The sequence below is a fragment of the Pseudomonas sp. ANT_H4 genome, assembly GCF_008369295.1.
GTDB lineage: Bacteria > Pseudomonadota > Gammaproteobacteria > Pseudomonadales > Pseudomonadaceae > Aquipseudomonas.
In genome coordinates this window covers 68815-88058 of sequence record NZ_VOBG01000020.1, presented here as the reverse complement: position 1 = coordinate 88058, position 19244 = coordinate 68815, and the positions used below count along the sequence as shown (strand labels likewise).

Below are 19244 nucleotides of genomic sequence, written 5' to 3'. Positions count from 1 at the left end.
GATTTGTCATGGATGTTTTCTGGTTTCTTCCCACACACGGCGACGGTCATTACCTGGGCACCACCCAAGGCGCCCGCCCGGTCACCCTCAATTATCTGAAACAAGTGGCCCAGGCCGCCGACAATCTCGGTTACCACGGCGTACTGATACCCACCGGCCGCTCCTGCGAAGACTCCTGGGTGATCGCCTCGGCGCTGGTGCCCTTGACCGAGCGCCTGCGCTACCTGGTGGCGATTCGTCCGGGAATCATCTCGCCCACCGTTTCCGCGCGTATGGCCGCAACCCTCGATCGCCTCTCCAATGGCCGCCTATTGATCAACGTAGTGACCGGCGGCGATCCTGACGAAAACCGTGGCGACGGCAGCTTCCTCGATCACAGCGAACGCTATGAAGTGACCGACGAGTTCCTCAGGATCTGGCGTCGCGTGTTGCAGGGCGAATCCGTGGACTTCGAAGGCAAACACCTACGGGTCCAGAACGCCAAGGCCCTCTATCCGCCGGTGCAAAAACCCTATCCACCCCTGTACTTCGGCGGTTCTTCCGACGCCGCCCACGACCTCGCTGCCGAACAGGTGGACGTGTACCTGACCTGGGGCGAACCACCGGCCGCAGTCGCCGAAAAGCTCGCCGATGTACGTGAACGCGCAGCCCGCCACGGGCGTACGGTCAAGTTCGGCATTCGCCTGCATGTGATCGTGCGCGAAACCGAAGAAGACGCCTGGAAAGCCGCCGCCAAACTGATCGAACACATCAGCGATGAAACCATCGCCGCCGCGCAAAAATCCTTTTCGCGCTTCGACTCCGAAGGCCAGCGGCGCATGGCCGCCCTGCACGACGGACGTCGCGACAACCTGGAAATCGCCCCCAACCTGTGGGCCGGTGTAGGCCTGGTAAGGGGCGGAGCCGGTACGGCCCTGGTGGGCAACCCGCAGCAGGTGGCTGAACGGATCAAGGAATACGCCGACCTGGGGATCGAAAGCTTCATCTTCTCCGGCTACCCCCATCTGGAAGAGGCCTACCGTTTCGCCGAACTGGTGTTCCCGCTGCTGCCGGAGCCCTACGCCAGCCTAGCCGGGCGCGGCATCACCAACCTCACCGGACCGTTTGGCGAAATGATTGCCAACGACGTGCTGCCGACCAAGGCCTGATCAGCTTTTAACTGTAGGAACTAGCCGTCCCCCTCGCTCCCACAGAAAGCCTTACCAAGAGGAACCCCCGCGTGACAGCCAAACCCCACAGCGTCCTGCCGTCACCCTTGCAGACCGCCAGACTGCTGGCCGCCGAATTTGCCCTGACCGCCGTCGAGCGCGACGAGCGCGGCGGCACCCCCAAGGCCGAGCGTGACGCCTTGCGCAACAGCGGCCTGCTGGCCCTGAGCATTCCTACACAATACGGCGGCCTTGGCGCGCGCTGGAGCGAAACCCTCGAAATCGTGCGCGAATTCGCCAAGGTCGACAGCTCCATCGCTCACGTTTTCGGTTTTCATCACCTGATGCTGGCCACCGTGCGGCTGTTTTCCCGCCCGGAACAATGGCAACCCTGGTTCGAACAGACCGCCCGCAAAAACTGGTTCTGGGGCAATGCCCTCAACCCGTTGGACACCCGCACCGTCGTCAAGGACTTCGGCGGCTGGCGTGAGTTCTCCGGCAAGAAAAGCTTCTGCTCCGGCGCCAGCGATTCACAAATGCTGATCGCCTCGGCAGTGGATGAAAACGCCGGCGGCAAGCTGCTGATCGCCGCCATCCCCAGCGGGCGCAGCGGCATCACCGTGCACAACGACTGGAACAGTATCGGCCAGCGCCAGACCGACAGCGGCAGCGCCAGCTTCGAACGGGTGCGCGTGGAAGAGTCGGAATTGCTGCTGGACCCCGGCCCCCTGAGCACGCCATTCGCCTGCCTACGCCCGTTGATTGCCCAATTGACGTTCACCCACATGTTCCTCGGCATTGCCGAAGGCGCTTTCGAGGAGGCCCGCAACTACACCCTCACCGAAACCCGTCCCTGGCACAAATCCACGGCCCAGGATGTGCGCCAGGACCCTTACGTACTCAGACATTACGGCGATTTCTGGGTCGCGCTGGAAGGTGTGCGACTGCTGGTAGAACGGGCAGCCGACCTGCTGGACCAGGCCTGGGCCAAAGGCCCCAACCTGAGCGAGGACGAGCGCGGCCAACTGGCTATTGCCATCGCTACCGCCAAGGTCGCGGCAACCCGCAATGGCCTGGAACTGTGCAGCCGCCTGTTTGAAGTCACCGGTGCGCGCTCCACCCACGCCTCCCTGCGCCTGGACCGGCACTGGCGCAATCTGCGCACGCAAACCTTGCACGATCCGGTGGACTACAAGCTCCATGAACTGGGCGACTGGGCCTTGAACCAGTCCCTGCCGACTCCGACGTTCTACTCCTAGAGGTGCCCATGCAGCTTTTAACCTTACCGCCCTCGCCCGCTCTCGCGACCTCGATCCGCGCCACCGCGCAAGTCTTCGAGGACCCGAAATCCCAGGCGCTGCTGGCGCATATCCAGCAAGTGGCACCCAGCGAAGCCAGCGTGCTGATCATCGGCGAAACCGGTACCGGTAAAGAGCTGGTGGCACGCCACATTCACAACCTCAGCGCCCGGCGCAACCGGCCATTCGTGGCAGTCAACTGCGGGGCGTTTTCCGAATCCCTGGTGGAAGCCGAGTTGTTTGGCCATGAAAAAGGCGCCTTTACTGGTGCCATCAACGCCAAGGCCGGCTGGTTCGAAGAAGCCGACGGCGGCACCTTGTTCCTCGACGAAATCGGCGACTTGCCGATGGCCATCCAGGTCAAGCTGCTGCGGGTATTGCAGGAGCGCGAAGTGGTGCGCCTGGGCTCACGCAAAAGCATTCCCATAGATGTGCGGGTACTGGCCGCGACCAACGTACAACTGGAAAAGGCCATCAACGCCGGGCATTTTCGCGAGGACCTGTACTACCGCCTCGACGTAGTCAGCCTGGAGCTGAGCCCATTGCGCGACCGCCCCGGCGATATCCTACCGTTGACCCGGCACTTTATCGAAGCCTACAGCCAGCGCCTGGGCTACGGTTCGATCACCATCAGCCGCGAGGCCGAGCAAAAACTTAAAGCCTACAGTTGGCCAGGCAATATCCGCGAGCTGGAAAACGTCATCCATCACACCCTTTTAATCTGCCGCAATGGCCTGATCGAACGCGACGACCTGCGCCTGTCGAACATGCGCATCGAGCGTCAGGACGACAGTCAGCACGGCATCGATAACAGTGCCGAAGCCTTACTGCAGCGGGCGTTTCAGAAGCTCTTCGAGGAACAGGCCGGCGCCCTGCATGAAAAGGTTGAAGACGCGCTGCTGCGCGCCGCCTACCGCTTCAGTCATTACAACCAGGTGCATACCGCCAACCTGCTCGGCCTGAGCCGCAACGTCACCCGCACCCGCTTGATCAAGATCGGCGAACTGGCGGTGAACAAGCGCCGGCCAGGGGAGAGCGTGCAAGGAGAACGCATGTTGCACCTATCCATTTAGCCGGCACTGCAACGCGTCGTCATGGCTACGCTCGATGCTGCGCAGCACCTGGAACGAGCCGAAGGTCACGGCCGTGGCCTGATGGGCGCGAATCAGCGTCCAGAAATCCTCTTCACCCTGTTCAAAGCGCTTGAAGGCCGCTTCACCATCCTCGCGGGAGCGCCATTGCAAGTAGCTGAGCACCCGCCGCCCGTCATCGCTGACCTGCACGCTCGCACTGAGAAAGCCGCCATGGCCCAGGGCAAGGCGCTCGCTCTGGGACGACAGGGCCGCAACCAGTGCGGATTGCTGCTGGGGTTCGATCTGGAACTCGATCAGTTGGGTAAAGCTGCGACTTCTCTCTGATACCTGCATGAATATTCCCCTCTCACTGTAGGCACAATCTTGCGATTCGATGCAGCGCAGGGTAAAACCTCTAGTTAAGTCAAGGTCAAGGGTTCTTTCGGAGTTTTTTATGGTCATCAAGGCACTCACCGTCGGCCAACTGGCGGCGCGCAGTGGCGTGGCCGTCACCGCCCTGCATTTCTACGAAACCAAGGGTTTGATCACAAGCAATCGCAATGCCGGCAATCAGCGGCGTTATCCCCGGGATGTGCTGCGGCGTGTGGTGGTGATCAAGATTGCCCAGCGCCTGGGCATTCCACTGGCGACGATCCATGAGGCCCTGCAAACCCTGCCTAATGGCCGCACGCCAACCGCGGCGGACTGGGAGCGCCTGTCTGCGCTATGGCGTGAGGACCTGGATGAGCGCATCAATAAACTGATGATGCTGCGCGACAAGCTCAATGGCTGCATTGGCTGTGGGTGTCTGTCGCTGGAGGCGTGCCCGTTGCGCAATCAGGATGACAAACTCGGTGAGCACGGGCCCGGCGCGCAGTTGCTGGAACCAACAACCCCCACCGAATAATCATCGGCCTGGAACCCCGCTTGAATCTAATTGACTGACTGGCAACCGACCGATGCACAGCAAACCGCCTGCTTGCTGTTACAGGGCGAACACCTCGTCGGCTGCCCAGAGGCCACGGAAGGCTTGGCCTATAGTGAAAAGACCGGAAAAACCGGTTTCATTCACAACAACAATCAAGGAGAACAAAATGAGCGTTAAACCTATCCCCGAGGGCTACCACAGCATCACGCCCTACCTGGGTATCGACAAAGCCGCTGAGGCCATCGAGTTCTACAAGAAAGCCTTTGGCGCCACCGAAATCATGCGTCTGGACATGCCTGACGGCAAGATTGGGCACGCTGAACTGCGCATTGGCGATTCGGCAATCATGCTGGCTTCGCCCTGTGGCGAAATGGCCTTTGGCAGTCCTGGGAAAGAGCACACCAGCGTCGGTCTGCATTTGTATGTCAACGATGTCGACGCGCAGTACAAACAGGCCGTTGCGGCCGGGGGCATCGTGATATCAGAACCCAAGGACCAGTTTTACGGCGACCGCTCCGGGACGCTGAAAGATCCGTTCGGGCATGTATGGTTCCTGGCCACCCGCAAGGAGGATTTGACGGTGGAACAAGTTCGCCAGCGTGCCGAAGATATGTTCAAGCAAGGCTAAGCGCCAAGGCAGGAGCGGGCACGCTCGCTCCTGCAACACACCTCATGCCCCCCACCACGCTTCCCCCGGTGCTGTATGATTTCAGAACGCCCTGCAAATGCGTATCTGAAACATTTACTTTCATATCTAGCTTAGAGTTTTTTGATTCTCATCCGTCTTAATCTAGATACAGCCTGTCGCGTAAGCAAAAGCTACGACCGGCCTTTCCCGGGCCTTCACTGCCCCCCTCCGATCAAGACCCCCCATTAACATGTTGAAAAAGTCGCGCTCCAAACTCTGGTTTCTCGTACACAGCTGGCTGGCATTGCCCATCTGGTTCTTCGTACTGATCGTCTGCGTCACCGGCACCCTGGCGGTGGTCAGCCAGGAAATCGTCTGGCTGGCCAACCCGGACATGCGGGCCAGCAAGCCGTCGGACGATGCCGAACCCCTCAGTTATGACCAGGTCATTACCGCCATCAAACGCGCTGAGCCCAAGGCCATTGTCGAATCCCTGAGCCGCCCGGACGAATCACATTTCGCCCTGGACGTTGACGTCAGCTACCCCGATGGCCGCTCCGTATCGGTGTACGTCAATCCATACACCGGCGTGATCCAGGGCATCAGCCCCGCGTTCAACTTCCAGCAATTCACCCGTGCCCTGCACGGCTGGTGGCTGGTGCCGTTCACTAATGGCTTCAGCTGGGGCTGGTACCTTGTGTCGTTTTTGGGGCTGCCAATGCTGGCCTCGCTGGTCACCGGCCTTGTGGTCTACAAGCGCTTCTGGAAAGGCTTCTTCAAACCAACCCTGCGCTTCAACCATGGTGCGCGAATCTTCTGGGGTGATTTCCACCGGCTGAGTGGCATCTGGTCGATCTGGTTTATCGCCGTTATTTCCATCACCGGTACCTGGTTCATGATCCAGGCGATTCTGGGGGACAACCAGATCACCATTTCCAGCCAGCCGGTGGTACCGGTGATTTCCCGGGACAAGGTACCGATGTCCAGCCCTGGCGTGCCTTCGCCGATGATTCCCCTGGACGACGCAATCAACATTGCCACCCAGCGTATTCCGGGGCTTGAGGCCAGCTTCGTGAGTCTGCCGAGCAACGCCTACAGCCATTTGCGTATCGGCGGGAGGGGCTGGTACCCGTTGATGTTCCAGACTGCGGAGATCAACCCCTACAGTGGCGAAATCGCCGCCTCGCACCTGCTGTCCGACCGCTCGGCCCTTGAGTTCGTCACCGAATCCATGCGCCCGTTGCACACCGGTGACTTTGGCGGGATCTGGATCAAGCTGATCTGGTTCTTCTTCGGCCTGTTGCTGAGCATGATGGTCTTGAGCGGCCTGCTGATCTGGAGCAAGCGCACGGCCCTGGCCACCTTCCACGCCCTCAAGCGCAGTGCCAAAGCGACCCGGCAAACGACGCAGATCCCCGCCATGCAGGCTGAAACCCCGGAGGGCAACCAATGAGCAAGGCCACTACCGTTCAACCGCCCTCGCCCCTGCGGGCCTTTTGGCTTAAATGGCGCTTTCACATCAATATCCTGCTGTTGCTGGTGCCCCTGGGCTTCATGCCCAAGTACTTTGCCGACGCCGCACTGTTTCGCGGTGACAGCGGCCTGGGTCAACGGGAAATCGGCGAAGTTCAGGTCGGCCCCTGGAGCATCAGGCTGGCCGAGTTTCGTAATGAAGCTCCGGCGCCGAACCCGGCGGGCCCCATGAAGTTCTTCAACGCAGCCCTATGCGCCACCTGCGGCGATCAGGTCAAGGCCACCTACTTGCGTATCGGCAAGCCGCGCAGCCTGCGGGCCGCCGGGGTAATTTTCTTCGGCACCCCATACCGCATGGGCGCTGGCTTGCCTATTCCAGAACGTACCCCGCCCGACGCCGAACTGTGGATCACCATGGAAGGCTGGGACGGCAGCATGCAACAGGCTTCCATTCCCTTGAGCCAGGCCTCGCCTGCCACCGTCGCCTGGCTGAACAAGCAAGGAGTTAAACCATGACTTTGATGCACCTGACCCGTGCCTGCGCCGCGCTGATCCTCTGTGCCGGCTTCAGCACCTACGCCCTGGCCCACAACCCGATGTGCGAATGCAAGGAAATCCCCGGCGAGCAAATCCAATGCACCGGCGGCTTTTCCGACGGCAGCGGCGCGCCAGGCGTGACCCTGGATGTGATCGGCTACGACGAAACCATCCTGGTGCCCGGCAAACTGGGTGAAGACTCGACCCTGACCTTCAAGAAACCTTCCGCCGAGTTCTACGTGCTGTTTGACGCGGGCCCCGGCCACGTTGTCGAGATCGACCAAGCGGATATCCAAGGCCAATGACTGCCGTGACCAAAGGAAGCACGCAAATCGTCCGCCCGGCCGGAGCCGGGCACGAAACCCTCTACGTCCTGCTGTTGTGCCTGATCATCCTGGCCGTATCTGGCACGGTGGTGGCGTTGCACGGCGAAACCCAGGAAGTCCATGTCGTGGACAGCCACCAACTGGACGCCCGCCGCGACCTGAGCGCCGCCGAACAAGGTATCTACGCCGACCTGCGGGTGACCCTGGATGAAATCCACTTGCTCCAGCAGGAGCAAAGCGCTCTGCCCACCCCGACACAACTGGGCGAAGAAGGCTTTGCACCCTTCGCCCAGGACGCCAGCTCGGTAAGCCGTGGCGACCACCGCTGGCAGTTGCTGGAGCCTACAGCCTACCTGGGTTTAAGCCAGACGCCCGAGGCCAGCGGCTCGCTGCTGATGCGGGTGAGCGGCGCCGAACCGGATATCTGGCTCAACCGCCGCGCCAACCTTGCGGCACCGACCGACCTCACTGACCAGGCGTTGATCGACGCTGGCTGGCAACAGGTGGTTGCGCAATTCGATGCCGGCGTCACCCGTCAGCACCGCCACTGAATTCACGCTGTATCCGAGAGAAGAACGATTGCCCATGTCTATTTCATCTCCACTACTACGCCTGCTGCTGGTAGGCCTGTTTACCGTGTTACTCGCGCCGCTGGCCAGTGCAGAGCAAACCAAACGCCTGCGCATCGGCATCACCCTGCACCCTTATTACAGCTACGTGGCCAACATCGTCGGCGACAAGGCCGAGGTGGTGCCGCTGATTCCAGCCGGCTTCAACCCCCACGCCTACGAGCCTCGCGCCGAAGACATCAAGCGCATCGGCACCCTGGACGTGATCGTGCTCAACGGCGTCGGCCACGATGACTTTGCCGACCGCATGATCGCCACCAGCGAGCGCCCGGACATCCCGGTGATCGAAGCCAACGCCAACGTGCCGCTGCTGGCCGCCACCGGCAATGCCGCCCGTGGCGCAGGCAAGGTGGTCAACCCGCACACCTTCCTGTCCATCAGCGCATCCATTGCCCAGGTCAACAACATCGCCCGGGAACTGGGCAAGCTCGACCCGGACAATGCCAAGACCTACACCCAAAACGCCCGTGCCTACGGTAAACGCCTACGCCAGATGCGCGCCGACGCCCTGGCCAAGCTAACCAGCGCCCCCAACGCCGACCTGCGCGTAGCGACGGTGCACGCCGCCTATGACTACCTGCTGCGCGAGTTTGGCCTGGAAGTCACCGCTGTGGTTGAACCGGCCCACGGTATCGAGCCAAGCCCGAGCCAGTTGAAGAAGACCATCGACCAACTGCGGGAACTGGACGTAAAAGTAATTTTCTCGGAAATGGACTTCCCTTCCAGCTACGTCGACACCATCCAGCGTGAATCCGGGGTCAAGCTGTACCCGCTGTCGCATATTTCCTACGGCGAATACAGCGCTGAAAAATATGAAGTGGAAATGACCGGCAACCTCAATACCGTGGTTCGGGCAATCCAGGAGGCAGGGGCATGACGGCGGTCGAACACCTGCAGGTCGCAAGCGTTGGCCCAACCCTGGATTTCAACAAGGTCTCACTGACCCTCGGCCGCACCATAATCCTCGACGATGTGAGTTTCCAGGTGCAGCCAGGCAGCATCCACGCCCTGGTCGGCCCCAACGGCGGCGGCAAAAGTTCACTGATCAAGACGCTGCTGGGGCAAACCCCGCACCAGGGTCAACTGAGCCTGCACTGGCCCGAAGCGCCCGGCACCATTGGCTATGTGCCTCAGGCCCTGGAGTTCGACCGGGGCCTGCCGATGACCGTCGACGACTTCATGGCCGCCATGTGCCAGCGCCGCCCGGCCTTCCTTGGCTTGTCCCGACATTACGCCGGGGCGATTGGCGAGGCGCTGGAGCGGGTCGGCATGCAGGACAAACGCAAACGGCGCATGGGTGCGCTGTCCGGCGGTGAACGCCAGCGGGTGCTGCTGGCCCAGGGCTTGATCCCGGCGCCGCAATTGCTGGTACTAGATGAGCCAATGTCAGCCCTCGACGAGGCCGGCATCCAGGTGTTTGAACGCCTGCTGAGCGTCTGGCGCCAGGCCGGGATCACCGTGCTGTGGATCGAACACGACCTGGAAGCCGTCGGCCGCCTGGCAGACCGGGTTACCGGGCTGAATCGCCGTGTGCTGTTTGATGCAACACCCAAAGAGGCACTGACGCCGGATCGCCTGCTGACGCTGTTCTCCACTCACCCACGGAGCACACCTCTATGAGCTACGAAGCCTTTCGCCTGATGGTCCAGGGCTGGGCGTCTTCCGGGTATCTGCCGGAAGCGCTGGCCTATGGCTTCGTGGTCAACGCATTGTTGGCCGGGCTGCTGATCGGCCCGGTGCTGGGCGGTTTGGGCACCCTGGTGGTGGTCAAGCGCTTTGCGTTCTTTTCTGAAGCCGTCGGCCATGCCGCGCTGACCGGCGTGGCCGTGGGCATTCTGCTGGGGGAACCCTACACCGGGCCTTATGGCAGCTTGTTCGGCTACTGCCTATTGTTCGGCATCCTGCTCAACTACCTGCGCAACCGCACAGGGCTGGCGCCGGATACGTTGATCGGCGTATTCCTTTCAGTATCCCTGGCCCTGGGAGCGAGCCTGCTGCTGATTCTCGCGGGCAAGATCAATGTGCATATTCTGGAAAACGTGCTGTTTGGTTCGGTGCTGACGGTTAACGGTAATGACCTGCTGGTGCTGGCGGTGGTCGGCTCCCTGGTGATGGCCCTGGCCCTGCCGCTGTACAACCGCATCATGCTCGCCAGCTTCAACCCGCAACTGGCCGCTGTGCGCGGTGTGGCGGTGAAGACCCTGGATTACCTGTTCGTGATCCTGGTGACGCTAATCACCGTGGCTGCGGTCAAGGTGATCGGCGCGATCCTGGTGGGCGCCCTGCTGGTGATCCCGGCCGCCGCCGCGCGCTTGCTGAGCCAGTCCCTCAAGGGCTTCTTCTGGATCTCGGTGGTGATTGCCACGATCAGTACCCTATGTGGGATTCTGTTGCCGATCATCTTCGACCTGCCCATCCCGTCCGGTGCTGCGATCATTCTGGTCGCCGGTATCGCCTTCGCCCTCGCCGCCATCGCGCGCGGCACGGTCCCCAGCCTGAAAGGGAATCTCGGATAATGCGCCTTGCTCTACGCCCGCTGGCCTTGGCCATCGCTTACTTGATCAGCACCCCACTGTTGGCCGCCGACGGCTTCAAACCGCTGCAAATCGCCGCCAACCAAGGGGTTGGCCATGCCGCCCTCAACAAGGCCAAAACGACAAAGCCGGTGAAGGTCCTGGCTGCATTGCCAATCACCTACGGCCTGGCCGAAGCCTTGCTCAAAGGCACCCACGTGACCCTTGAACGAGCGGCGCCAGCGAACCTGCCCGGCTCTCGCCAGACCGCCTACTTCACCGGTCGCGGCGCCCCGGCGCTGCACACCCTGGCCCTCGACGCCGACGCAGCCATCGGCCTGCGCTCGCTGTGGCCGGATGACCCGCTGTATCCGGTAGCCCGGCGCAGCAATATCCGCATCGTCGAGGTCGACGCCGCGCGCCCGGTGGACGGCGGTCTGCCGGGGATCGCCGTGCAACCGGGCTCTGTCGATGGCCTGAACAGCCAGCCGTGGCAAGCCAGCAACAACCTGGGCCGCATGGCCGATGTGATGGCCGCCGACCTGGGCCGCCTGGCGCCGGACGCCAAGGCGCAGATCGACAGCAACCTGGCCAGCCTCAAGCAACGCCTGCTCAAGCTCAGCGCAGAAAGCGAGGCGCGACTGGGCAAGGCCGACAACCTGAGTGTGGTCAGCCTGAGCGATCATTTTGGTTATCTGGTCAGCGGGTTGAATTTGGAATTGGTCAGCACCGACGTGCGGGCAGATACCGAATGGACGGCTGAGGCGCTACAGCAGTTGAGTGCCACCCTGAAAGACAACGACGTGGCGCTGGTGCTGCATCATCGCCAGCCCGCAGAGGCGGTGAAAGCGGCAATCAGTGCCGGTGGCTCACAGTTGTTGGTGTTAAGCACCGACGGTGCCGATCCGGTGGCGGAGCTGGAAGGGAATATGGATCAGGTGATCAAGGCGCTGGCACCCTGAGCCTGATACGCAAGTACAGTTGAGAGCGTTCCCACGCTCTGCGTGGGAATGATCATTTCAGCCAGCAACCACCTGGCTGTCCATCTTTTGGCGCAAGCTCAGCGGACGCATATCGGTCCACACCTCTTCGATGTAGGCCAGGCATTCTTTCTTCATTCCGCTTTTACCCACGGTGCGCCAACCCTGTGGCACAGCCTTGTAGTCAGGCCAGATGGAATACTGTTCTTCATGGTTGACCACCACCTGAAAGAGGATGTCTTCGCGGTCAAATACTGAGGTCATTGCTGTTCTCCGTCGCTGAAAGGCTGGCTGCGCACCACGCGCAACACTGATGTAATAGAAACGTACCGCCACCTGGAAAAATTAGAGGCTGGCCACCGCCGCCTTCAGGGCACGGCCAAAAATCTCCGCCACCCGGTCGATTTCTGAGGCCGTGATGACCAGCGGCGGCAGGAAACGCACCACGCTGCCATGGCGCCCACCCAGCTCAAGGATCAACCCGCGCTTGAGGCATTCACGCTGCACCAGCGGCGCCAATTGCCGATGAACGGGCGGATGCCCCTGGGTATCCGGCGTGTCGTTCGGGTCCACCAGTTCCACGCCAAGCATCAGGCCACGGCCGCGAATATCGCCCATGTGAGGGAAGTCGCACTGCAGGATGCGCAGATGCTCACCGAGGCGCTCGCCCATGGCCGCTGCGTGATCAGGAATGCTGTGTTCCTTGAGGTAGCGCATCACCGCCGAACCTGCGGCCATGGCCATCTGATTGCCGCGGAAGGTCCCGGCGTGGGCCCCCGGCAGCCAGGTGTCAAGCCAATCGCGATAGACCACCACCGCCAGCGGCAAACTGCCACCGATGGCCTTGGACAGCACCACCACATCCGGAATAATGCCGGCATGTTCGAAAGCAAACATCTTGCCGGTACGACCGAAACCGCTCTGAATTTCATCGACGATCAAGGCCACACCGGCCTGTTCGGTAATCCGCCGCAGGCCGCGCAGCCAGTCAAGGTCCGCCGGGATCACGCCGCCTTCGCCCTGGACCACTTCGACGATCACCGCCGCTGGCAGCAACACGCCTGCTTCCGGGTCATTGAGCAGGTTTTCCAGATAGTGCAGGTTAACCTTGACCCCTTGCGCACCGCCCAGACCGAACGGACAGCGATAGTCATAGGGAAACGGCAAGAACTGCACACCATTAGCCAGCAAGGCGCCGAGGGGCTTTTTCGGCCCCAGGCTACCCATCAGGCTCAGCGCACCCTGGCTCATGCCGTGATAACCGCCCTGGAACGACAACACCGTGCTGCGGCCGGTAGCCGTGCGTACCAGTTTCAGCGCGGCCTCCACCGCATCGGTGCCGGTCGGGCCGCAGAATTGAATCTTCGCTTCCCGCGCCAACTCCGCCGGCAGCAGCCCGAACAGGTCCTGGACAAACTGGTCCTTGACCGGCGTGGTCAGGTCCAGGGTGTGCAAGGGCAATTCATCGATCAGCACCTGCTGGATCGCCTCGATTACCACCGGATGGTTGTGACCCAGCGCCAGGGTGCCTGCACCGGCCAGGCAGTCGATGAAACTACGACCTTCGACGTCTTCGACATAAATCCCCCGCGCCCGCTTGAGGGCCAGGGGAATGCGTCGAGGATAACTGCGGGCGTTGGACTCCTGCTGGCGCTGGCGGGCCAACAGCGGTGAATCATCGAACTGATAGAGTATTTCCGCAGGCTGTGGGCTGACACACACCTGCAAATCTTCAGTACGGCTGGTAGCGACTGACATCTCTCGACCCCTCAATACGCTGATGATGGTGACCAAACTGCCAACCCGTCAGCGCCAGGCCCCAGGAGGGCATGCGCACGGATTTCCTGTTCTGGAAACGCATCAACAAGGAGAGGATTTACACCCGCAGCGTTAAAACCCACCGCTAAAGAACTAGACACCTACAGAAATGTGAGAATTTTCCTCAACTGCCCGTGTATTTTTCATTCAACGCATAAAGAATCGCGCAGGTTTCAGTGTCCATCCGCCCGCAATAATCGGTGGGCCAAAAGTGCATCTGGAACGCCCGAGGATGTCGCTAGAACCGAACGGGGTCGGAAAATGGCGGTAACTATTTTTGGTGTGTGGCTTTTTGAAAAGCAGCTGTCAGCGCCGCAGCGGCATCCCCAGGTCGACGCGCAGGCCATCAGCCTGGCTGTCGAACTTCAGCGAGCAAGAGCAGCGCTGCACGATAGCCTGCACAATCGCCAGCCCCAGGCCACAACCGGCGCTGTTGCCGTTGCGCCAGAAGCGTTGGGTCAAGTGTTGCAAGTCTTCACTGGAAATCGGCGCTCCATGGTCGCGCACGCGGAACACCACACTGTCGGCGGCGGTAAATACGCTCAGCTCCACCCGCGTATCTGCCGGCGTATGGCGCAAGGCGTTATCCAGCAAGTTGCGCAAGGCGGCAACGGCCAGGCCCACCGGCATTTCCACCGGGGCCTCGGACACATTGTCCGGCAGGATCAGGTCGATCCGCCGATTGTCCCCGGCATTGGCGTCCTGAATCGCCAGACGCGCCACTTGCTCGGCACTCGACTGCAAACCGTCGTCAAATGACAGGCTGCCCTCGACACGCGCCAGCAACAGCAATTGCTCAAGGGTGTGGTGCAGACGGTCGGCGCCCTCCTCGGCGTGGGCCAGGGACTGGTCGCGGGCCGCACCGTCGGTCATGCGCGCCACTTGCAGGTGGGTCTTGATCGCCGTCAGCGGGCTGCGCAGTTCGTGGGCGGCGTCGCCGGTCAGGCGCCGCTCGCGCTCGATGGTCTTGGCGATGCGCTGCAACAGCAGGTTTTGGGTGTCGAGCAGAGGTTTGAGCTCGCTGGGCAGCGGATGAATCTGCAACGGTTCCAGGGAATCGGCGCTGCGGCGCATCAAGGCGTCGCGCATACGGTTGAGCGGCAGCAGACTCTGGCCGATGCCCAGCCACAACAGGCACAGGCAGCCCAGCAGCGCCACGCCGACGGGCACCGACGCCGCCAGCAGGATCGACATGTTCAAGGCTTCGCGCTCCACTTGACGGTCGGCGGTGGTGATAAATAAATCTCCACGAGCCAGGGTGAAACTGCGCCAGACCGTGCCGTCAATCATCTGATCGCGAAAGCCGCTCTTCTGGGACTCCAGGCCCTGATCAGGCGTGGTGTGGCTGCGGGCCAGAATTTCCCCGCGCAAGGAACTGACCTGGCACGCCATGCCGCCAGGAACATTCAGTTGCTCGGCGCTCAGATGTGTGCCCTCACCCTTGCTCGCGAGTTCCGGCAATTGTTCCATCAACCCCGCCACCATGCGCGCCGAGGCCACCAGCCGCTGATCCAGGGAGAACATCATCTGGTTGCGCAGGTCGTTGAGCATCCAGGCCGCTGCCAGGGCCCAGATCAGCACAAAGGCGGCGCCCAGCTTGAAGGTCAGCCGCAGGCGCAAGCTCATCACGAAGCGTCCTCTCCACCATTAGCCGGGCCCAAGCGATAGCCCAGGCCGCGCACGGTCTCGACGATGCCATTGCCCAATTTGCGCCGCAGGTGGTGGATATGCACGTTCAAGGCGTTGCTTTCCAGTTCATCATTAAGCCCGTAGACGCTGTCTTTGAGCTGCTCGCTGGACAGCACCCGGCCAGGGTTTTGCAGCAAGGCCTGCAACAGCGCTTGCTCACGGCGGGACAGGTCCACCGGCTGGCCGCCGAGCAGGGTTTCTCGGCTGCTGGGGTTGTAGCTCAGGCGGCCATGTTCGATCAGGTTGACGCTGCGCCCGGCGACCCGTCGCAACAAGGTGTGCAGGCGTGCTGCAAGCTCGCGCAGGTCGAACGGCTTAAGCAGGTAATCGTCGGCACCGGCCTGCAGGCCATCGACGCGATTGGTCACCGAGTCCCGCGCCGTGAGGATCAACACCGGAATTTCCAGGCCCTGGCTACGCAGTTGCTGCAACAGTTTCAGGCCGTCTTCATCCGGCAGGCCGAGGTCGAGTACCATCACGTCAAATTCAGCCACCTTGAGCATCGCCCGGGCAGCGGCGGCGGTGCCGACGCGCTCGACCGTCAGGCCCTGGGCGCTGAGGCCGGCAACAATGCCACTGGCGATCAGCTCATCGTCTTCACAGACCAGTACATGCATGGTGAGCCCTTTGCAAAAATAGTGATTAGAAGACCGGCGGATTAAGCGCGCATTATGCCCTTGATAAGGGCAGCATCAGAAAATCCGTACACCTTAGAATAACCCCGGTTAATCATCGGTTAATCATCGGTTAATCATCGGTTAATCAACACCACACATTGTGTGCCCTCTTGCATCGAACTAAGGCTTGACCATGCGGCATTTGTTTATCTTCCTGCTGGTATTGTTCGCTGGATTCGCCCAGGCCGCACCTGGTAACAATCCTTTCGAGACCAAACCCGATTTCCTCCCGGTGGGCAAAGCCTTCACCTTTACCTCTGAACGCCTGGCTTCCGGCGAAACCCAGTTGTATTGGCAGATTGCCGACGGTTATTACCTGTACCAGCAGCGCATGAAGTTCGACGGCCTGGCCGAAAAGCCGGTGTTGCCGGAAGGCGAATCCCACAGTGACGAGTTCTTCGGTGAGCAGCAAGTCTATCGCCAGGGCCTTGAAGTGAAGATTCCGGCAGGCGCTACCGGCCAGGTCAAGCTCGGCTGGCAAGGCTGCGCCGATGCCGGCCTGTGCTACCCGCCGCAATCGCTCACCGTCGACCTGGGCGGCAACCCCGCCGTCGCTGCCACCAGTGAAGCCCAGGACCAGAGCCTGGCCAGCGGGCTGCAACAACGCAGCCTGGGCTGGAGCCTGCTGGTGTTCTTCGGCCTGGGCCTGTTGCTGGCCTTCGCCCCCTGCTCCTTGCCGATGCTGCCGATCCTCGCCGGGCTGGTAGTCGGCAGCGGCGCCAGCCCGCGGCGCGGGTTTGCCATGGCCACCAGCTACGTGGTGTGCATGGCGCTGATCTATGCCGCGCTGGGCGTGCTGGCCGCCCTGTTGGGCGCCAACCTGGCCGCCTTGTTGCAAACACCGTGGATCCTCGGCAGCTTCGCCGCGCTGTTTGTGATCCTGGCCCTACCGATGTTCGGTTTCTTCGAGCTGCAATTGCCGGCGTTCCTGCGTGATCGCCTGGATAACGCCAGCCGTAAGCAAAACGGCGGCAGCCTGATCGGTGCCGGGGTGCTGGGCGCCTTGTCCGGCCTGCTGGTGGGCCCGTGCATGACCGCGCCCCTGGCTGGCGCCCTGCTGTATATCGCCCAGAGCGGCAACGCCCTGCACGGCGGCTTGATTCTGTTTGCCATGGGCATCGGCATCGGTATACCGCTGTTGTTGCTGGTGACCGTGGGCAATCGCTTCCTGCCCAAACCCGGCACCTGGATGAACGTGCTCAAGGGCATCTTCGGCTTCCTGTTCCTCGCCACGGCGGTGCTGATGATCCGGCCGGTGGTAGGTGAAACCCTGTGGCTTGGTTTGTGGGGTGTGCTGGCGCTGGTCATGGCCTACTGCGGCTGGCGGCTGGCCCGCGATTACGGACGTGTCTCCATGGTCCTGGGCGCCGGCTCACTGGTGCTGGGGCTATGGGGTGGCATGTTGGTGGTGGGCGCGGCCGGAGGCAGCGATGACCTGTGGCAACCACTGAAGGTCTACAGCGGTTCGCGGGGCGCCAGCGCACCGACGGCCCATGACGCCTTCACCACAATCAACAACCCGACCGCACTGCAAAGCCAACTGGACAGCGCCAAGGCCCAGGGCCAATGGGTGCTGCTGGACTACTACGCCGACTGGTGCGTGTCGTGCAAGATCATGGAAAAACAGGTATTCGGCAAACCCGAAGTGCTGACCGCCCTCAAGGACGTGCGCCTGCTGCGCCTGGACGTCACCGCCGACAACGCCGCCAGCCGCGAACTGCTGGGGCGCTACAAGGTGCCGGGGCCACCGAGCTTCGTCTGGATCGCCCCCGACGGTGAGGAGCGCCGCAGCCAGCGCATCACTGGTGAAGTGAACGCCGAGACCTTCCTGCAACGCTGGACCCAGACCCGGGACGCCCTCTGATGCTGACCTTCACCATCGGCACCTTTGCCATCGCATTGAACCATCTGTTGCTGATCAGTGCGCTGATCCTCGCCACACTGGTGGGCTGGCGTGTGGCCAAGCGCGGTGGCGAGAACCCGGAATCGGTACTGTTCAGCCTGTTCCTGCTGGGTATGTTGAGCGCACGCATCAGCTTTGTGCTGATGTACTGGGCGTACTACCGTGACGACCCGCTGCAAATCATCGACCTGCGCGACGGCGGCTTTCTCGCCTGGCCGGGGGGTATCGTGCTGGTGCTCGGTGCGCTGCTGTGGGGCTGGCGTCGCCCGGCCCTGCGCAAACCGTTGAGCGCCGGGGTGATCACCGGGCTCGCATTCTGGGCGCTGACCAGCTTCTCCCTGAACATCTATGAAAAAGGCACGCGCCTGCCGGACATCAGCCTGCGCAACGCCAATGGTGAAACCGTGCAACTGGCCGACTATCAGGGCGGGCCACTGGTGATCAACCTCTGGGCCACCTGGTGCCCGCCGTGCCGACGGGAAATGCCCGTGCTGGAAAACGCCCAGAAACAACGGCCTGACGTGACCTTTCTGTTCGTCAACCAGGCCGAAAGCATGCAAAGCGTCATCACCTACCTGGCCACCCAGGGCCTGAACCTGGACAACGTACTGTTCGACGCCAGTGGCCGCCTCGGCCAGGCCGTAGGCTCCATGGCCTTGCCGACCACGCTGTTTTATCAACCCGACGGACGCCTGATCAACAGTCACCTGGGCGAACTGTCCCAGGCCAGCCTGGCCCGCGCCATGGAACACTTTGAGACCGACGCCACCTCCGCCAAGCCGGCCCCAACAAGGAAACCTCTATGCCCCGCTTCCGCCACCTGCTGACCCTGCTGCCCCTGACCCTCGCCGCCACCCTGGCCCACGCCGAAGAGTGGCCGGCGCCCATCAAGCAAATCGAAGCCAAGGGCGCCAAGATCGTCGGCAGCTTCGACGCGCCGAGCGGCCTCAAGGGCTACGCCGCGCAATACCAGAACCGTGGCATGGCGCTGTACCTCACCGCCGACGGTAAACACGTGATCGCCGGCAACCTGTATGACGAAGGCGGCAACGACCTGAGCACCGCGCCCCTGGAAAAGCTGGTGTACGCACCGATGGCCAAGGAAGTCTGGGCCAAGATGGAACAGAGCAGCTGGATCCAGGACGGCAACAAGGATGCCCCGCGCACCGTCTACCTGTTCAGCGACCCCAACTGCCCGTACTGCAACATGTTCTGGGAACAGGCACGGCCGTGGGTGAAGGCAGGCAAGGTGCAGTTGCGGCACATTATGGTCGGGATTATTCGCGAAGACAGCCCGGGCAAGTCGGCGGCGCTGCTGGCCAGCAAGGACACGCAAAAAGCCCTGCAAGAACATGAAACCGCCGGCAAAGGCAGCAAGCTCAAGGCGCTGGACAAGATTCCTGCCGAGATCCAGGCCAAGCTCGATGCCAATATGCAATTGATGCAAGAGTTGGAGTTGTCGGCGACGCCGGCGATTTTCTATCTGGATGACAAGGGCCAGTTGCAGCAACAGCAAGGGGCGCCGTCGCCGGATAAGTTGGTGAAGATTCTGGGGACGAAGTAACTTGAAAAAGAAAATGCTCCTGCCAAAGGCAGGAGCATTTCTCAGAGTAAAACAGCCTTT

22 protein-coding genes and 1 pseudogene are annotated in these 19244 nt (G+C 61.7%); 17 read left to right on the top strand and 6 right to left on the bottom strand.

Going from position 1 to position 19244, the window contains the following annotated elements:
* Window positions 1-8 precede the first annotated feature (8 nt).
* From ssuD to FQ182_RS22150, 3 genes are all read left to right on the top strand, one after another.
* Window positions 9-1148 (top strand): FMNH2-dependent alkanesulfonate monooxygenase, encoded by a 1140-nt coding sequence (gene ssuD, locus FQ182_RS22160; protein ID WP_149414714.1) that lies wholly within the window; start codon window positions 9-11, stop codon window positions 1146-1148.
* Between the two features lie 71 nt (window positions 1149-1219).
* Window positions 1220-2407, top strand: coding sequence for an acyl-CoA dehydrogenase family protein (locus FQ182_RS22155; RefSeq protein ID WP_149414713.1), 1188 nt, complete (start codon window positions 1220-1222; stop codon window positions 2405-2407).
* A gap of 8 nt (window positions 2408-2415) precedes the next feature.
* Window positions 2416-3519 (top strand): sigma-54-dependent Fis family transcriptional regulator, encoded by a 1104-nt coding sequence (locus FQ182_RS22150; RefSeq protein ID WP_149414712.1) that lies wholly within the window; start codon window positions 2416-2418, stop codon window positions 3517-3519.
* On the opposite strand, the gene FQ182_RS22145 is transcribed toward FQ182_RS22150, so the two are convergent.
* A complete protein-coding gene (locus tag FQ182_RS22145) occupies window positions 3508-3873 on the bottom strand; it encodes an antibiotic biosynthesis monooxygenase (protein ID WP_149414711.1) in 366 nt (121 codons plus the stop codon). The two genes, FQ182_RS22150 and FQ182_RS22145, sit on opposite strands and share 12 nt — an antisense overlap.
* Before the next feature lie 100 nt (window positions 3874-3973).
* Between FQ182_RS22145 and soxR the strand changes: the two genes are divergently transcribed.
* The 11 genes from soxR to FQ182_RS22095 all read left to right on the top strand — a co-directional run bounded on the left by soxR (window position 3974) and on the right by FQ182_RS22095 (window position 11515).
* Window positions 3974-4426 carry a redox-sensitive transcriptional activator SoxR gene (gene soxR / locus FQ182_RS22140; protein ID WP_149414710.1) on the top strand — a complete coding sequence of 151 codons (453 nt, stop codon included), beginning with the start codon at window positions 3974-3976 and terminating at the stop codon, window positions 4424-4426.
* Between the two features lie 30 nt (window positions 4427-4456).
* On the top strand, window positions 4457-4624 hold the full coding sequence (locus FQ182_RS29860; RefSeq protein ID WP_178114502.1) for a hypothetical protein: 168 nt from the start codon (window positions 4457-4459) through the stop codon (window positions 4622-4624).
* Complete coding sequence (locus tag FQ182_RS22135) at window positions 4614-5075, top strand: VOC family protein (RefSeq protein WP_149414709.1); 462 nt, start codon at window positions 4614-4616, stop codon at window positions 5073-5075. Before FQ182_RS29860 ends, FQ182_RS22135 begins: the two co-directional genes overlap by 11 nt.
* A 250-nt stretch (window positions 5076-5325) precedes the next feature.
* On the top strand, window positions 5326-6528 hold the full coding sequence (locus tag FQ182_RS22130; RefSeq protein ID WP_149414708.1) for a PepSY domain-containing protein: 1203 nt from the start codon (window positions 5326-5328) through the stop codon (window positions 6526-6528).
* Window positions 6525-7064 carry a thiamine pyrophosphate-binding protein gene (locus FQ182_RS22125; protein WP_149414707.1) on the top strand — a complete coding sequence of 180 codons (540 nt, stop codon included), beginning with the start codon at window positions 6525-6527 and terminating at the stop codon, window positions 7062-7064. Before FQ182_RS22130 ends, FQ182_RS22125 begins: the two co-directional genes overlap by 4 nt.
* Window positions 7061-7390 (top strand): hypothetical protein, encoded by a 330-nt coding sequence (locus FQ182_RS22120; protein WP_133098791.1) that lies wholly within the window; start codon window positions 7061-7063, stop codon window positions 7388-7390. Before FQ182_RS22125 ends, FQ182_RS22120 begins: the two co-directional genes overlap by 4 nt.
* Entirely contained in the window at window positions 7387-7962 is a 576-nt protein-coding gene (locus FQ182_RS22115) for a DUF6162 family protein (protein WP_149414706.1), read from the top strand. Before FQ182_RS22120 ends, FQ182_RS22115 begins: the two co-directional genes overlap by 4 nt.
* A gap of 34 nt (window positions 7963-7996) precedes the next feature.
* The gene (locus tag FQ182_RS22110; protein ID WP_133098793.1) at window positions 7997-8917 is read left to right on the top strand and encodes a metal ABC transporter substrate-binding protein; all 921 of its coding nucleotides are present in this window, start codon (window positions 7997-7999) and stop codon (window positions 8915-8917) included.
* A complete protein-coding gene (locus FQ182_RS22105; protein ID WP_149414705.1) occupies window positions 8914-9660 on the top strand; it encodes a metal ABC transporter ATP-binding protein in 747 nt (248 codons plus the stop codon). The genes FQ182_RS22110 and FQ182_RS22105 overlap by 4 nt, the downstream gene beginning before the upstream one ends.
* Window positions 9657-10556 carry a metal ABC transporter permease gene (locus tag FQ182_RS22100; protein ID WP_133098795.1) on the top strand — a complete coding sequence of 300 codons (900 nt, stop codon included), beginning with the start codon at window positions 9657-9659 and terminating at the stop codon, window positions 10554-10556. The genes FQ182_RS22105 and FQ182_RS22100 overlap by 4 nt, the downstream gene beginning before the upstream one ends.
* Window positions 10556-11515: a metal ABC transporter solute-binding protein, Zn/Mn family gene (locus FQ182_RS22095; protein WP_149414704.1), complete on the top strand. Its 960-nt coding sequence runs from the start codon at window positions 10556-10558 to the stop codon at window positions 11513-11515. Before FQ182_RS22100 ends, FQ182_RS22095 begins: the two co-directional genes overlap by 1 nt.
* A gap of 57 nt (window positions 11516-11572) precedes the next feature.
* Here FQ182_RS22095 and FQ182_RS22090 read toward each other — a convergent pair whose 3' ends face one another.
* The 5 genes and pseudogenes from FQ182_RS22090 to FQ182_RS22070 all read right to left on the bottom strand — a co-directional run bounded on the left by FQ182_RS22090 (window position 11573) and on the right by FQ182_RS22070 (window position 15657).
* Window positions 11573-11797 (bottom strand): MbtH family protein, encoded by a 225-nt coding sequence (locus FQ182_RS22090; protein WP_149414703.1) that lies wholly within the window; start codon window positions 11795-11797, stop codon window positions 11573-11575.
* Window positions 11798-11878: 81 nt separating this feature from the next.
* Entirely contained in the window at window positions 11879-13291 is a 1413-nt protein-coding gene (locus FQ182_RS22085) for an aspartate aminotransferase family protein (protein WP_149414702.1), read from the bottom strand.
* A gap of 184 nt (window positions 13292-13475) precedes the next feature.
* Window positions 13476-13580 (bottom strand): annotated as a pseudogene (locus tag FQ182_RS30045) (N-acetylmuramoyl-L-alanine amidase); the annotation flags it as partial.
* A gap of 77 nt (window positions 13581-13657) precedes the next feature.
* The gene (locus FQ182_RS22075; protein WP_149414701.1) at window positions 13658-14977 is read right to left on the bottom strand and encodes an ATP-binding protein; all 1320 of its coding nucleotides are present in this window, start codon (window positions 14975-14977) and stop codon (window positions 13658-13660) included.
* Window positions 14977-15657 carry a response regulator gene (locus FQ182_RS22070; protein WP_149414700.1) on the bottom strand — a complete coding sequence of 227 codons (681 nt, stop codon included), beginning with the start codon at window positions 15655-15657 and terminating at the stop codon, window positions 14977-14979. The genes FQ182_RS22075 and FQ182_RS22070 overlap by 1 nt, the downstream gene beginning before the upstream one ends.
* A gap of 193 nt (window positions 15658-15850) precedes the next feature.
* Here FQ182_RS22070 and dsbD point away from each other — a divergent pair, with 193 nt between their 5' ends.
* Genes dsbD through dsbG form a run of 3 tightly spaced genes read left to right on the top strand, consistent with a single transcriptional unit; the run spans window position 15851 to window position 19184 of the window.
* The gene (dsbD, locus tag FQ182_RS22065; protein WP_149414699.1) at window positions 15851-17581 is read left to right on the top strand and encodes a protein-disulfide reductase DsbD; all 1731 of its coding nucleotides are present in this window, start codon (window positions 15851-15853) and stop codon (window positions 17579-17581) included.
* A complete protein-coding gene (locus FQ182_RS22060; protein WP_149414698.1) occupies window positions 17581-18447 on the top strand; it encodes a TlpA disulfide reductase family protein in 867 nt (288 codons plus the stop codon). The genes dsbD and FQ182_RS22060 overlap by 1 nt, the downstream gene beginning before the upstream one ends.
* Entirely contained in the window at window positions 18423-19184 is a 762-nt protein-coding gene (gene dsbG / locus FQ182_RS22055; protein WP_149414697.1) for a thiol:disulfide interchange protein DsbG, read from the top strand. The genes FQ182_RS22060 and dsbG overlap by 25 nt, the downstream gene beginning before the upstream one ends.
* Window positions 19185-19244: the final 60 nt, after the last annotated feature.

Excerpts from the sequence above, each read along its gene's own strand:
- ssuD (WP_149414714.1), top strand. The coding sequence starts at position 9 with ATGGATGTTTTCTGGTTTCTTCCCACACACGGCGACGGTCATTACCTG.
- FQ182_RS22150 (WP_149414712.1), top strand. The coding sequence starts at position 2,416 with ATGCAGCTTTTAACCTTACCGCCCTCGCCCGCTCTCGCGACCTCGATC.
- FQ182_RS22145 (WP_149414711.1), bottom strand. The coding sequence starts at position 3,873 with ATGCAGGTATCAGAGAGAAGTCGCAGCTTTACCCAACTGATCGAGTTC.
- soxR (WP_149414710.1), top strand. The coding sequence starts at position 3,974 with ATGGTCATCAAGGCACTCACCGTCGGCCAACTGGCGGCGCGCAGTGGC.
- FQ182_RS22135 (WP_149414709.1), top strand. The coding sequence starts at position 4,614 with ATGAGCGTTAAACCTATCCCCGAGGGCTACCACAGCATCACGCCCTAC.
- FQ182_RS22130 (WP_149414708.1), top strand. The coding sequence starts at position 5,326 with ATGTTGAAAAAGTCGCGCTCCAAACTCTGGTTTCTCGTACACAGCTGG.
- FQ182_RS22125 (WP_149414707.1), top strand. The coding sequence starts at position 6,525 with ATGAGCAAGGCCACTACCGTTCAACCGCCCTCGCCCCTGCGGGCCTTT.
- FQ182_RS22120 (WP_133098791.1), top strand. The coding sequence starts at position 7,061 with ATGACTTTGATGCACCTGACCCGTGCCTGCGCCGCGCTGATCCTCTGT.
- FQ182_RS22115 (WP_149414706.1), top strand. The coding sequence starts at position 7,387 with ATGACTGCCGTGACCAAAGGAAGCACGCAAATCGTCCGCCCGGCCGGA.
- FQ182_RS22110 (WP_133098793.1), top strand. The coding sequence starts at position 7,997 with ATGTCTATTTCATCTCCACTACTACGCCTGCTGCTGGTAGGCCTGTTT.
- FQ182_RS22105 (WP_149414705.1), top strand. The coding sequence starts at position 8,914 with ATGACGGCGGTCGAACACCTGCAGGTCGCAAGCGTTGGCCCAACCCTG.
- FQ182_RS22100 (WP_133098795.1), top strand. The coding sequence starts at position 9,657 with ATGAGCTACGAAGCCTTTCGCCTGATGGTCCAGGGCTGGGCGTCTTCC.
- FQ182_RS22095 (WP_149414704.1), top strand. The coding sequence starts at position 10,556 with ATGCGCCTTGCTCTACGCCCGCTGGCCTTGGCCATCGCTTACTTGATC.
- FQ182_RS22090 (WP_149414703.1), bottom strand. The coding sequence starts at position 11,797 with ATGACCTCAGTATTTGACCGCGAAGACATCCTCTTTCAGGTGGTGGTC.
- FQ182_RS22085 (WP_149414702.1), bottom strand. The coding sequence starts at position 13,291 with ATGTCAGTCGCTACCAGCCGTACTGAAGATTTGCAGGTGTGTGTCAGC.
- FQ182_RS22075 (WP_149414701.1), bottom strand. The coding sequence starts at position 14,977 with ATGAGCTTGCGCCTGCGGCTGACCTTCAAGCTGGGCGCCGCCTTTGTG.
- FQ182_RS22070 (WP_149414700.1), bottom strand. The coding sequence starts at position 15,657 with ATGCATGTACTGGTCTGTGAAGACGATGAGCTGATCGCCAGTGGCATT.
- dsbD (WP_149414699.1), top strand. The coding sequence starts at position 15,851 with ATGCGGCATTTGTTTATCTTCCTGCTGGTATTGTTCGCTGGATTCGCC.
- FQ182_RS22060 (WP_149414698.1), top strand. The coding sequence starts at position 17,581 with ATGCTGACCTTCACCATCGGCACCTTTGCCATCGCATTGAACCATCTG.
- dsbG (WP_149414697.1), top strand. The coding sequence starts at position 18,423 with ATGCCCCGCTTCCGCCACCTGCTGACCCTGCTGCCCCTGACCCTCGCC.